At 58.9% G+C, this 13,082-nt stretch carries 11 protein-coding genes; all 11 read right to left on the bottom strand.

Annotated features, from left to right (window positions below):
- Positions 1-157: 157 nt before the first annotated feature.
- Entirely contained in the window at positions 158-1,537 is a 1,380-nt protein-coding gene (locus tag HZB23_15575; GenBank protein ID MBI5846077.1) for a toll/interleukin-1 receptor domain-containing protein, read from the bottom strand.
- A gap of 55 nt (positions 1,538-1,592) precedes the next feature.
- The gene (locus HZB23_15570; protein ID MBI5846076.1) at positions 1,593-2,150 is read right to left on the bottom strand and encodes a hypothetical protein; all 558 of its coding nucleotides are present in this window, start codon (positions 2,148-2,150) and stop codon (positions 1,593-1,595) included.
- A gap of 2 nt (positions 2,151-2,152) precedes the next feature.
- Complete coding sequence (locus tag HZB23_15565; GenBank protein ID MBI5846075.1) at positions 2,153-3,055, bottom strand: hypothetical protein; 903 nt, start codon at positions 3,053-3,055, stop codon at positions 2,153-2,155.
- Positions 3,056-3,196: 141 nt separating this feature from the next.
- The gene (locus tag HZB23_15560) at positions 3,197-4,279 is read right to left on the bottom strand and encodes a hypothetical protein (GenBank protein MBI5846074.1); all 1,083 of its coding nucleotides are present in this window, start codon (positions 4,277-4,279) and stop codon (positions 3,197-3,199) included.
- Between the two features lie 9 nt (positions 4,280-4,288).
- Positions 4,289-4,684 (bottom strand): hypothetical protein, encoded by a 396-nt coding sequence (locus tag HZB23_15555; GenBank protein MBI5846073.1) that lies wholly within the window; start codon positions 4,682-4,684, stop codon positions 4,289-4,291.
- A gap of 36 nt (positions 4,685-4,720) precedes the next feature.
- Complete coding sequence (locus HZB23_15550) at positions 4,721-5,143, bottom strand: hypothetical protein (GenBank protein ID MBI5846072.1); 423 nt, start codon at positions 5,141-5,143, stop codon at positions 4,721-4,723.
- A gap of 89 nt (positions 5,144-5,232) precedes the next feature.
- Positions 5,233-6,780 (bottom strand): hypothetical protein, encoded by a 1,548-nt coding sequence (locus tag HZB23_15545; protein MBI5846071.1) that lies wholly within the window; start codon positions 6,778-6,780, stop codon positions 5,233-5,235.
- Positions 6,780-9,167, bottom strand: coding sequence for an exo-alpha-sialidase (locus HZB23_15540; GenBank protein MBI5846070.1), 2,388 nt, complete (start codon positions 9,165-9,167; stop codon positions 6,780-6,782). Before HZB23_15540 ends, HZB23_15545 begins: the two co-directional genes overlap by 1 nt.
- Positions 9,167-11,932, bottom strand: coding sequence for a tape measure protein (locus tag HZB23_15535; GenBank protein ID MBI5846069.1), 2,766 nt, complete (start codon positions 11,930-11,932; stop codon positions 9,167-9,169). The genes HZB23_15540 and HZB23_15535 overlap by 1 nt, the downstream gene beginning before the upstream one ends.
- Before the next feature lie 192 nt (positions 11,933-12,124).
- Positions 12,125-12,472 carry a hypothetical protein gene (locus HZB23_15530; GenBank protein MBI5846068.1) on the bottom strand — a complete coding sequence of 116 codons (348 nt, stop codon included), beginning with the start codon at positions 12,470-12,472 and terminating at the stop codon, positions 12,125-12,127.
- A gap of 165 nt (positions 12,473-12,637) precedes the next feature.
- Entirely contained in the window at positions 12,638-12,844 is a 207-nt protein-coding gene (locus tag HZB23_15525) for a hypothetical protein (GenBank protein ID MBI5846067.1), read from the bottom strand.
- Between the last annotated feature and the right edge of the window lie 238 nt (positions 12,845-13,082).

The raw sequence follows: 13,082 nt of genomic DNA, 5'->3' as shown, positions 1-13,082 counted from the left end.
ATATCAAGGGGTTACGGCTTAGGCCGTAGCCCCTTTTTAAAATATTTGCTATTTTGTCCCCACTCTGTCCCCACTTTAAAATTTTCCCGCTTCCTGTAACGCGCCGGTTGATTTGGGACTGATTTATGGTTGATTTGCGACCAGTTTAAACCCCTTTTTACCCGCCTTGATAGCCCGTTAAATCTTCATTTATTATCGGATTGGTCTTGGGTTCGGCCTGAAGGTCTTTTAAAAGTCTGTCAAAGGCCCTCGTATAAGATCCGTGGTCCTTCCAGGTTGAAAAATCGTGGATGGCCCCCTCACGGACCCAGGCGGCCATGTCCTTTCCTCTGTCATCGCATTTCCAGGCACCAACCGCATCCTCGTCCGCCAGCCGGATTGAGAAGAGCTTGCGGCGATTATTTCTGTCCTCATCCTCGCGGATCAGGCCGAGGAGCTGACCATCGATCCAATTTTCGCCAAGGCTGGTATCCGAAAGAACGAGCAACAGCTTGTCGAAGCGGGTTGCCATCTCCTCCATTTCTATAGCGCGCCAAGGCCCGTCTTCCTTGGGCGAAAGCTCCAGCCAGCATTCAAAAGCGTTTGCGTAAAGATCGGACCGCAGTTTTTCCAAAAAATCCCTGTCCTTGCTGGAGTGACAGATGAAGCAGGAATAAGCCCGGACCGGCTTGCCCGAAAAACTTGACGGGATGCGGGATATGAATTTGGAGCCGATTCCCGCGCCCTTCAAAAAGGCTTCGGGAATCTCGCCTTCTGAACGATACAGGGTGTGGATGTCCACATGGGAGGGAGCGAAATGGAAGGCGGTATCAAGACCCTTGGCCTGTCTTAAGTCCATGAATGAAAAGGAGGTCCAGGCAAGTTTCACGTTTTCGAAACATGTGGTTAACAATGCCGCCCCGTTCAGCCTTGCATTGCGGAGGTCGGCCCCTTTGAGGTTTGCAAGGCGCAGGTCAGCCCGGCCCAAATCGGCATATTGCAGGTTTGCGTTTTCAAGATCCGCCCCGCGCAGGTTCGTCAGGTTAAGGTTCGCTTCCTCAAAATTCGCCTCGCAAAGCTTGGCTCCTCCAAGATCTGTAAAATGGAGGTCTGCTTTACTGATGTCCGCTTGCCGCAAGTTTGCCTTGCTAAAGTTTGTATAACCAAGGTCTGAACTAAAAAGCGACGCACAACTTAGATCCGCCCCGCTGAAGTTCGCATCCCAAATCTCGGCATGCCTAAGTTCCGCATCGGCGAAGTCCGCCCCATTGGCATAAGCCCCCACCAAATCCGATTCGGCAAGGTTTGCTTCGCAAAGGTTGGCCCCCGTAAGGTCCGCCTCGCTGAGATAAGCATGATGGAGGTAGGCTTTGAAGAGATTCGCCCCCTTCAGGTTGGCTTTTAACAGGTATGCGTTGCCGAGATCAATTTCGGACAGGTCGGCTCCGGCAAAATCAGCCTCCTCAAGATCCGGCCTTATATCAGGGTTGTCCTCCCGCCATTTATTCCAGACCTCGACGCCCTGCCTGAGTATTGCGAGATGTTCTTCGTTTGCCATTGTGGTAGCCCCCTTGTTTAGGGGGCATTCATACCACAAAATACGTATGAAGTCATCACTCCCAGCACAAAGCAAAACCCTTGCCTCTGGCGGCAAGCCTGAGAGCCTCGGCGACCGAATTCACCCGGCCCACGTTGACGGTTTTCATGTTTGCGGCGAGCCAGCGGTAAAGCGGCCCCATTGCCTCTATGGGCGGATAAAGGGCGCTTACGGCGGTCATGCGGGCCAAAGGAATGTAATTTGACAGGGCCGCTATGGTTTCCCCGCTTCCGCAGGGCACGTAAAGACGGTCGCCCTCCAGAAGTTCCGGTATATATGCCATGAGGCGCTGCCCGATTTCGGCTGTCAAATCCAAGGGCAGATAACCGCTTGTGGCGTTAAAACTTTCCGGTCCAAAATAGGTTTGAATCTCCTGGGCCGAAAGTTCCCGGCGGGCTGAAACCGGGCTTTCGGAATCCAGCTTTATGACCGGAACGCCTTTTATAACGCCCTCAAGCGCCCTGGTGGCGTTGCCGCAGGAAAGGCAGACAATGCGCCTGGTTCCGGGCGGAAGCCTGTCTCGGATCACCTCGGCCCTTATGGTTTTGACGTTTGGAAGGCGGATAATGCGCATGGTCAAATGTCCTCTTTGCGCCAGACAAAAACGGTCTGATGTGCCTTTGAAACGTAGCGCGAACGCCATTTTGAAGCCCATGACCAGCCTCCGCCCAAAGGCGCGGGCTCCACGCAGATCAGAACATCGTGCAAAATAAATCCGGCTTCGGCGAAAACCCGTTGCGTGTCATAGGTAAAGGGCACGATGCGGCCTTTTACGCGCCAGTCTCCCACCTTATAAATGCAGTAGCCCTGAGGCTTTATCAGGCGGTGCAATTCGGCCGCTACGCGGCCATACCAGGCCAGAAATTGAGCGTAGGTCCGAAAGCTGCTGGCCTGGCCGGGCACCTTTTCATACGGCTCCACGTTGTGGTAAGGCGGGCCGGTAAGAATAAGATCGACGCTGGAATCGGGGATTTCGGAAAGGTTTGCGGCGTCGCGGTTGAAAACCGTCCAGGGCAGATCCTGATTTACGCGGCGCTCTCCGGCGTCCTCCATCATACGGCAGTAGGACGGGGCGATGTCGTTTAAAATCACCCGGCGTCCCAGCCAGTTGGCCACAAGGCCGATGTTGGCCCGGTTGCCGAAGGGGTCAAGAACCACGTCGCCCTTACAACTCCAGTATTTGATGCAGAACCATGACGCCGCTGGCGGGAAGATTGAAGCGCCTATGGGCGTGTGATAGGCGTTGGCGATGTGCCTTTGAGGGCGGCCCACGTCCGCCAGATAATCAAAAAGGGCCTTGGGCCGCGAAAGAACCAAAATGGAGGAGGGAAAATACCCGAATTCCCCCACCACATCCGGCACGCGCCCCATACCCTTTTCAAAGTCCTCGACCGAAACCACAGGGCTTTCAAGGCCCTGTTTGACCCACCACTTTTCCTGGCCGGAAACGATTGTCCCGGCTGTTTTTTGAAGGCTCATATTCCCCCTTGTGGGGCCGTGGCTATGGTGCTATATCCCCTTCGCCCTCGAGGGCTGGGGAGCAGCGGCTACGGCTGGTTTGCGATGTTAGCGCATCGCATTCGTGGGGAGGGAAGAAGCCTCCTTGCCTGCTCTCCTTTTCTATTTCCACCCACCCGTTCCCGCCCCGTTCCACGGCCCGGCACCCCAGGGGCCAAGCGCCCAGGGCTTGTAGCGCACTGCCGGGGTTTCGGGTTCGGGTTCGGGCTCCTCTGCGGCGGCATCGTCGGCACCGACTGACCACAGGGTCGGGCGGGTGTCGTTGTTGCGGTCGTAACTGAAGGCAAAGGTGCCGTCTGCGGTAAGGTCGGTGCCCTGGCCAAGGGCCGTTGTGTCGCCGGGATCCAGATCAAACTCGGTGCCGGTAAGCCACGTGGGGGTGGCGTCCAGGCAGGTGGTTTTGGTCCAGTCCCCGGTCCAGGTGCCGGACTCGGAGTTGAGGCAATTTTTGGATATTGCCACCGCGCCGGAATTGTAATACCCAATTCCAGGCCCGCGAAAAGTACAGTTGTATGTAAAGCACTCGCTTGTTCCACTGCCAAAAAGGAAACCGTATGGCGAGCCGCTCACGGCGCAATTGATGAGCCCTGTCCCCGGCTGGTTAAAAAAAAGCATCGGATAACCGGCCCCGCCGGAGGGATTTACGTTTTTGGCGGTGCAGTTGATAAGGCGCGTGTAAGCCGCTGTTGAATGGCCTAAAAACGGAGTGTGCGAGTAGGTCGGGTTAACGGTATTGACGCCGGACCAATCGACGTTAATGCTAATAATTTTGGTGTAGTCAGCCCATATCGCAAACGTATAATGATAAGTGTTAATGTAGTTGCCAATATGTGCTTCGAGCGTTGGAGCAATTGTTACCGTAGCTCCGTCAGCGGCCTTGATGACGATGAAATAGTCACTGTTGGTGGTTGCGCTTTGGGGTATCTCGCACCAGTCGGCGTATGTGCCGGTCGGAAGAATTAACACCTGGCCCTTCTGGGCGGTGACCATATCGACCGCCGCTACCTTTGCCGCGACCCACTCCTGCATGGTGGAATAATCGACACCCAGGGTGGACGTTTCGTAATCCACGGGCATGAGCGGGGTGTCGGCGGCCCGCACCGGCCCCGGCCAGACAAACCAGGCCAGCCACAGAAGGACCGCGAACACCAGAAACGCCGTGCCGTTTTTGATTCGATCGAGCATGATCCCCCCTTACCGGTAGGCTACGCGCACGGTTGCCAGCACCTCGGATGTGCCGGTGTTGGAAACGATTATCCGCAGCCAGGGCGCGTAAACCGGGTCGAAGGCCGTGATCCTGATGCCATCGCCCATATCGGTGATAATGGCCTCTGCTCCATCGGGCGTGGCCCAATCGAGGCCGTTGACGGAGACCTGATACCCGATGGTGACGGGGCCGGTTCCATCCTGCCGGGCGGAAAGCGTGAAAAAGCCCTCGGCCATGGAAACGCCGATGGGGGCGCTGGTATAGGTGGAATTACCCGCAATGGCGGCCTGCTCGCACACAAGGGCCGTGGCAGGCTCGGCGGCAAAAGCGGGGGAGGAAATGGCCAGGAGGGCAAGGCAGAAAAGGATCGCAAGAATTCGCATGGGGAAGGCTCCTTATATAATGGTAGAAGGTTCGGGTTATCGCACAGCCATTTTGAGGGTGACCGCTATTGCCTCCGCACCCCCTGTTTCGGTGACAAGGACACGCATGTAGCGGGCGAACTCAACGCTGATCTGCTCCATCGCCTTGCCGTTGGCGCTCCCTCCGGAAGTCTTGGTGAAGCCCGAAACAACCGCCGTCACGCCCTCCGGTTCGGCGAACGAAACGCCGTCGTTGCTGGTCTGATAAACGAAACTGGCCGTTCCATCGCCCGTAAGCTCGATGTACCAGCTTATCAGGCCCTCGGCGTTGGTAAGGTTGACGGTGGAGCTGGTGTAGGTGTCCCCGGCGCTGATGGCCTGGGCATTAAGAAGGGTCACCACGCCGGTTGTGGCGGCGGCGTTGGCCATGCCGGGGATGGCCAGGGCCAGGAGGAGCAGGGCGAGAAGGATTTTTTTCATGTTTAAACGGCCTTTCAAAGAAGATTCAAAAGCCTGGATACCGGCCTTCGCCGGTATGACGGAATATGGCGGATTGCCGGGGTGATGGGCTACGCGGCCCGCCAGAACTTTAGCCGGACCCCCGTTCCGGTGATGGTCCGGCTCACCAGGATCATTTTTTCCGCGTTCCAGCCCGCGCCGTCGGCGGAAGGGCCTTCCGGGATGGTAATCTCCGCCGCGTCGCCCTCCAACAGGGTTGCGCCCTCCCAGATGGGCAGGGTTATATCCAAAAGATCGTGGCGACCCGCGTTCAGAGTCAGAAACCGGTCGGCAAGGGTGGCCGCCGTGTCGGCGTCGCGGGCGTCCGGACACTCCAAGACCAGGCTCTTTTTGCCGTGGCGGAACTGGCTTTTATCCGCTTCGGCGTTCTCCTTTTTCCCGCGCGTCAACACGCCCTCGTAGGCTTTTTGCAAGGGGTTGTAGGCGTATTTGACGGTGATGTCGTTGGCCAGCATGTCAAGGGGCGTGCGGGCGAAAGAGGCGCTTCTGGCGATGCTTTGGGTGGCTGAATCAATGGCCTTTCTGACCGTTGCGTCAGGGAAAAGGCCCACAGCCCCCACCTTGCCGCTTCGCGCCACAAGGGCCGCAGAACACTGGGAAAGGAAGCGGGCGGAAACGTCCCGCACAGTGCTCGCCTCGTTTACAACGGCCCCGAAATTGACGCCTGTGAGGGCCGAACGAAGGGTCTTCAAGGCCCCCACGTCGATTTTATCCGGGGTAAGGCGCGAAAAATTGGCCAAGAGATAATGAACCAGGTCAGCCGGATGGCTCACCAGATCGCCTGCGGTTTTAGCAAACTTGCCGCTTCGATCGGCAAGGCCCTTTAGGGAGCAGGAAAGCGGCTCGCTGGCCGCCTGATCCGCAATAAACGTGAACACCGCGCAGACGTTACCCTCTCCATCCGGCCCCACGGCAAGGCTGAAATTGGCCGCGCCGATGGCCGCGCCGTCTTTATCGTAAACCGCCTCGATCACCGAGTTATAGTCGGCGTCCGTGGATTCGGGCAGGCCAAGGGCCGCAAGATATTTAAAGTTGACCGTGTCCACGCAGACCAGCGGCACGCCCCGGCGGAAATCGCCCAGCACCAGGGGCGCGGCCAAACCCGCCACGCTCCCGGCCCCACCCTCAACCCGGTGATCGGGCCAGGTATCGGCGGAAATTATCACCCCCGGAATCTCCCCAAGGCCGTCAAAAGTATCGTCCGTCAGGGTCGCCGAAAGGATGGACCGGTCCCAGGAGTCCATGGAAAAGGCCCCGGAAAACAGAAGCCCGGCGGCCTCGATTTCCGTCCACGTAAGGCCCTCGGCCCACAGATAAACGCTGGCCCGGCTGCCGTCCAGGTCAACATCCTGCAAGCGCCCGTCGTTCCGAATGGCCACGTTGACCTTGCTCACCGCGTAGCTTGGGGTGCGGAAATCAAAGTTGGTGGCCACGGAGAGCGAGGACGTTAGGGCGCACTTGAAAAGGCGCGGCCCGCCCGTGTCCTCCACCTGGATGTCGCGCTCGGCGAAGCGGTAAACGTCCCCGTTGGGGGCGATTATTTCCAAAACCAAATGCCCGCGCTGGGCGGCCTTGAGGGCGGCGGAAAGGGCGTCCATTACAGCACCTCCTCAAGGATCACAGGCCCAAAGTTGAAAGCGGACCCGACAGCCTGGGTGGATTGCAGATCGCCCGTGATTTTTACCAGGGCAACATCGGCAAGGGCGGAACTGTTGGGAATAAAGGCCAGGTTGCCGCCGAGAACGATATCGGCCAGGGCGCGGATCTGCGCGCGGGCGGTGGTGGATGCGGGCCAGACAAGGGTCCATATCCGGCGCTTTTTGGCCGGGCCGGAAACGGCGATCAGTCCTCCGGAGGGAGTCCGCATAAGCTCCCGGTCCAAAACGTCCGTAAGGCCCCAGCCGGTTGAAAAACAATGGGCAAGCGTAACGGCCAGCCCGGCGGCCAGATAGCCCACCGAGTAGTAATTTTCGGCTGTCTGCTGGGCCTCGATCAAGACCCGCACAAAGCGGTAAACCCCGCCCGTGAAGGTCTTGGCCTTTTGCGTGCCGTAAATGGCGAAGGTGTCGGAGTTGGCCAGGTTGTGGGCCGTAGTGGTGTCCAGAATGATGTAATCGCCCTGGTTGTCGGCGATTTTCCACACGAGGCCGCTATCCGTGCCGCTGGTGGCGGTGAAATACTTTCCGGCCAGCTCGTGATCCACGTAAGCCGCCAAAAGTGACGTGTCCTTGATCCAGTTCGCGGCCACGGCGTCTATGGCCCCTGTGGCGATGGAAAGATCAATCTCCTCGGATACCGAGGGCGCGCCCCAGGAATCGGAGGCGTGCATCTGGATTTTCAATTTGCGGACGTTGGATCCAAATATCGCGGCCCCGTCAATGTAAAAGCGGGCGTTTGCCCCGGCGTCAAAAACAACGGTGTGGGCCGCGTTGTCGGTTGCCGTCCTCCAGGGCGAGCTTGGGGAGTCCGTAAACAGGTTTTCGGCCCCATAATCGTAGGCGGCTTCCAGGCTGAAAGTGTCGCCGATCACCCCGGCCCCGCCGTTCCAGATGATGGAGGCTCCGCAGGCGAGCGTTTGGGGCGTCAGATTCACGGCAACCGGCGCGGCGTTTGCCGCGTAGGTCTCCCAAAACCCGGCGCGCACAAAGTAAAAATTCTGGCTGGCGTCCTCGTAGCCCGCGAAAATCTGCCCGTTCACCAGGGCAAGGCAGGCGCATTTCCAGCTTACCGCCCCGCCGTAGATATTGCTTCGGTTGGCCCAGCCAGCGCCGTTATCGTAACTGTTTACGATATCCATGCCCCCGCCGGACTCGCAGGCCACGCAGAGCATGTCGCCGTTCACGTCTTTGACCAGGGCCGGATAGGTGAGATCGGAAAGGATGTTCATTACATCCACTGCCGCGCCCCAGGTGGAGCCGCCGTCCGAGCTGATTTTGCACTTGATCTCGTAATCGCCAACCGAGTCCTGGTCCGTGGAATAGGCGATAACAACGTCGCCGTTGGCGAGCACCTCGATCACCGAGCTTACCTGCTCGTTGGCGTCTGCGGCCACGGTGATTTCGTCGCTCCACGAAAACCCGCCGTCCGTGGATATCCGGGCATAAACGGCGCTTCCGTTATCGGCACAGGCGACCAGGTTGCCGTTTGCCAGTTCCACGGCACCGCTTAATAAGAGGGTGCCGAAACCGGTAAGGGCCGGGTTGGTCCAGGTAAGCCCGTTGTCGTCGGAATAGGCCGCGTCGTCCCGGGCAAAGCACCAAAGCCTTCCGGAGGACAAAAGGCAGAGCTTTGGCCGGTAATGCGAGCCGAAAATGGTGATTTCCGCGCCCCAGGTAAGCCCGCCGTCTGTGGACCTTCGGGCCATTGTGGCGCTTGAAACGTAAACCGCCACAACGTCGCCGTTGGCGGCCTGGATGATGCCCGTGGCCTTATCCGTGGAAAGCCCGGCGGAGATAAGAACGGGCGCTATCCAGCCCGTGGCGGTCGGGCTTTTGCGCCCGAACCAGTTGGTTCCGCCGTCGTGGGAGAATTTAAAGGTGGCGTTGCCCGCGTCGCCCGCCGCAATGAGTTCAAGCCGAAAATCCCGGCTGGAATAGGCAAGGGTGAGGGTGAAGGTTACGCCCGTCACGATCTGGGCCGTAAAGGCCGCCGTGGTGAGGGTTCCGGTGGCTTGGGCAAAATCGGTTACAGTTTTTGATTCCCCGGAGCAGGCCCCGCTTGTGATGGCGAGGGTCGCCCCGATAAACCAGTTGTCGCCGAACACGGCCAGGACGGAATCCACAACCGTTGTTCCCCCGCCCGCCCCGTCGCCGGTTGCGGTGCCGCTGTAAACGTAATCGGCAGGGGTGCCGCTTATGCCGGGCGAGAACTGCCCGGCGTTGGAAGCCCCGGCCAAAGGCGCGGGCCAGCGCGGCCCGGCCTGGCTGGAAACGCTTGAAATATTGGCCGCAATGTTCTGGCCTTTTATGAAAACGGTGTTGCCCATTACTGGAGCCCCGCTTTTACCGTTTTGGTGTTGGCAAAGCTGGTGAGGCCGAACACGTTGTTTTTGGCGGCCAGGTCAGCCGCCCAGGTGCCCACGTCGTCGGTGGTTACGACGCCGTTGACGGTGATGTTGACGGCGGTTTCAACGCCCGCCGCCTTAACCGCATCGTTCACCTGCCTGTTTTTGGCCAGCATGGCCTTTCGCCAGGTCTTCATTCCGGCGGGGCTGGAATAGTAGGCGAAGTTTTCGGGAGTCATGGGCACATCGGGCGTAACCGTGGAGTTCCCGCCAATGGCCAGCGGCCCGGCGAGCCCGGCGGCCCCGGCCCGATAAACGTCGAAGCTCCAGGGCTTTGTGGGGTCAGATCCAAGCACCTGGTCCATGATTTTCCCAACCGCGAACACTGCGGCACCGATTCCAGCCGCCGTGCCCAAGACTCCGAGCGCCGTCATGGCCCCGGCGGCCCCTGCGGTTTCTGCCGTCACGCTTGCGGCCAGGGCGTCCAGGGCGGGCGTGCCCACGCCCAGGGTGCCAAGGGTGCCGGCAGTGCTGGCAAGCCCGATGCCCGCGCCCGTACCGCCGCCGATGCCGAGCCAGCCCGCCACGGCGGAAACGCCCTTGCCCAAAACGCTGTTGGCAAGGCCCGAAACCAGGGAGCCGCCCGCGCTTGACGCCACGCCGCCCACCGAAAGCGAACCGCCGCCCGAAGCGCCGAAAAGCTTCGACGTGGCCCACTTGACGGCCATGTCCGCAAGCACGTCGGTAAAGGTGCGGAGCATGGATTTCCAGGTGGCTTCCCAATAATCCGCGAAGTCTTTCAGCTCGCCGGTGATGCCGTCGAAAAGCAGATTCGATACAGCCTCCCTGCTGTTTTCGGCAAAGTCCCGCACCACCTCGTAACCGACAGCGCCCCACTTCACCTGCTCGTCGGAAAGCTCATCAAAGGCCGCCTTCACCCCGTCCACAAACCCGCCGGATGTGTAGGCCCAGTCGCGCCACAGGGCTTTGGATTTGCCGTTGAACCAGGCCTGGGCGCTTATTTCGTCGCCCGTAAGGTCCACAAATGCCTTGCGCTGCTTTTGAAGCTGTTCAAGCTCCAGATTGTACCGCTGGCTGGAAAGCGCCTCGGTATCAGCGTACATGGCAGCATAAGCGCCAGTATAATCGGCGGCCCAGGCTTCGATCTCATCCATTGATGGGTTGGCGGCCTTGAAAGCGTCGTCCGCCGCCTGTGCGATCTGTGCCATGTGGCGGTCACTTGCCGCTTTCCACGCCTCGTAGCGGTCCTCCTCGGCCTGCACAGATGCTTCGGCGGCCACTTCGTAGGCTTTGCCCCAGGCCCCGTTTCCGCCCCATTCATCCATGTATTTCTGGGCCGCGTCTTTGGTAGCTTTCGCGGCCTCGTCGGTGGCTTTTTTCGCGGCACTGGCCGCTTTTTTGGCCGCTTTTTCGGCTTCCTTAACCGCCTTTTCCGGGTCGGCAACGCGGGCGGCGGAATAGTCGCCGCGCATTACCTGCGCGGTGCTTATGGGGGTGGAGGCGACGACCTTTTTCGTTTCGACAAGGCTTGCTTTGAGGGCCGAAAGCTGTCTGTCGTAGGCGGCCACGCCGCGCGCCATTTCGGCTATTTCGGCCTTTGAATAGCCGAAAATGCTTGGGCCTATTTTCACTTCGCTGGCCAGGTTGGCCCGCAGTTTTTCGATTTCCTCTATCTTTTTCAGGGTCACGGCATTTGCCGTTTGCGGCCCGGCAATGGCCTTGGATGCCCCGTCGATGGCCGCAAAGCCCGCCACAACGGCGGCGGCCCCGCCCGCGCCAAAAAACAGATAACCCAGTACCCCGGCCCCGGCCAAACCGGAACCACCCGCGTCAACAAAGGAAACGATGCCCTTGGCCGTGTCGGTTATTTCCTTGATGTATTTCGGCAATTCCTGGGCAATCAGGTTCTTATTTACCTCGGCCCAACTGGAAAATTCTGCGGTCACGCCTTTCAGTTGGCCTTTAAGCTCCTCAAATGCGCCGCCTTCGGTAATGACATAACGAGAGAATTCGGCCACGGTGGCCTTCATGTTCTCCCACATGCCGTTCCAGGTCTGGTTCATTTTGGTCGATTGCCCGCCGAAGCGGTCGGCCATGCCCTCAAGAAGCGCCTTTATGACGAGGTCAACATCAAGGCCCGCGTTGCCGATATTGCCCAGCTCTTTCTGAGTTAAATTGAGCTTTTCGCGTAAAATTTCAAAAACAGGTACGTTGCGTTCCGCGAGCTGCATCAGCTCTTCTGCGCTGGCCTTGCCCTTGGTTTTCATCTGGCCAAGAGCGGTGACGATCCCATTAAATGAATCCATCACGTTGTCGCCGCCCACGGCGGCGGCGGTGTCCACCAGCACCGTCATGTCGGCTATGGCGGGCTTTAAACCCATGGCCCGCATTTTTGAGAAGCCCTTTATAGCCTCCTCGGTATTTATGGGCATCTCGATGGCCCACTTGTTTAACTCCGCAAACCAGCGAGTGCCCTCGCCCTTGGTTATGGTGTTCAAGGATGCTTGTAGTTGCTCAAAGCTGGCCGCGATATTCAGGCCGCCCTTGGCTATGGCCCCCATAGTAACGCCACCGGCCAGGCTTACCAGCGCCGTTTGGGCGGAAAACGCCCTGGACCTTATGCCATCCAGGGCGTCAGCCGCATCTTTCCCAAAAGATTTAAAAGCCGCCTTGGCGCGGTCGGCGTCGGCCTTTATGACAAGCTCTAATTCATTTTTTCTCGCCATCTTCCGCCGCCTTGGTGAGTATTTCCAGCGCTTCCAACATCCTGTTCGGGTGTTCCCAGACGCTTGGCCCAAACGGTAAAAAACCCTTTTGGAGCCAGTTGTAGGCTTGCATGGCCTCCTCAAACTCCGGGGTTACCAGGTGGCCGCTGCACGCGGCCACCTCCCCCCGCCGGTCGTAAAAGGTCTTGCCCTTTACGCTTCCCCGTTTTCCGCAGCCGGGTCTTCGGGTTTCGCATCGGTCGCATCGACGGAGCCGCCCGGCAAACCAGTCGAAAGCGACCGCAGAAAGTTTCCCGCGTCCGTTTCCCCCATGAAGGTGAGCTTGGAGGCCGCCACCATGAGGACCATTGCCTCGTGGGGCGTGAGGCCCGCCGGGTCTTCGCCCGTGCAGGCCCTTAGAATCTCGTCCACGTCCGGGCTTTCCTCGTCCATTTTATCGAGGGCGCTTTGAAACGTGATCCCCCGGCCCTTGAACCCGAACACCTCTTTTCGGGTAAGGCCCCGGATATCGAAATCTTTTTGTCCAATAAATATTTTCATGGCTGTTGCAATCCTTTTTAAACCGTAGGTAACCCGGCATTTAAAGATTGGCTGAAAACGATGAAGAGCAAGGCGCGCAAGGGGCCGATGAGTCAAGCGTACTTACGGTACGTGACGGAATCGGCCCCGCCGCGCAACACAGCTATTCGCGTTTTCAGTCAATCTTTACTCGGCCACGTCTGTATCAAACGTGACCTTGAACTCATCATCCCCGCTCGATCCGCACGCCAGGCACTCCATGGGCTCGGTGAGAAGGCCCAACTGGTCGCCGGTGGTGACGTTCTGCAACTGCAACGCCGGGGCGGTGAGGATCATCTTGTTTCCCGCTGTGGCCCCCACGGTGGCCGTAAACGCAAAGGTGGTTCCCGCCACCCATTCCGCATACCAGTCCTTTGTGGCGGCCAGAACCGCCGCCGGATCCAGATTGACGGTGATGGTGCGGCTGCCGATAAAGCTGGCCGAAAAGCCGCTGCCCTGCTCCCCAAAAACTGGACCGTTTGATATGTTAGAATCCTCTAAAACCGGGAAGGAGGATTTTGATGAAGGTGAAGCGGTTCAGTCAGGAAGAGATTATCGGGATTCTGAAGGAGGCGGACTGCGAGGGCGTGAC

Source organism: Deltaproteobacteria bacterium (assembly GCA_016235345.1).
GTDB lineage: Bacteria > Desulfobacterota > Desulfobacteria > Desulfobacterales > Desulfatibacillaceae > JACRLG01.
This window is presented reverse-complemented; position numbering and strand designations above follow the sequence as displayed.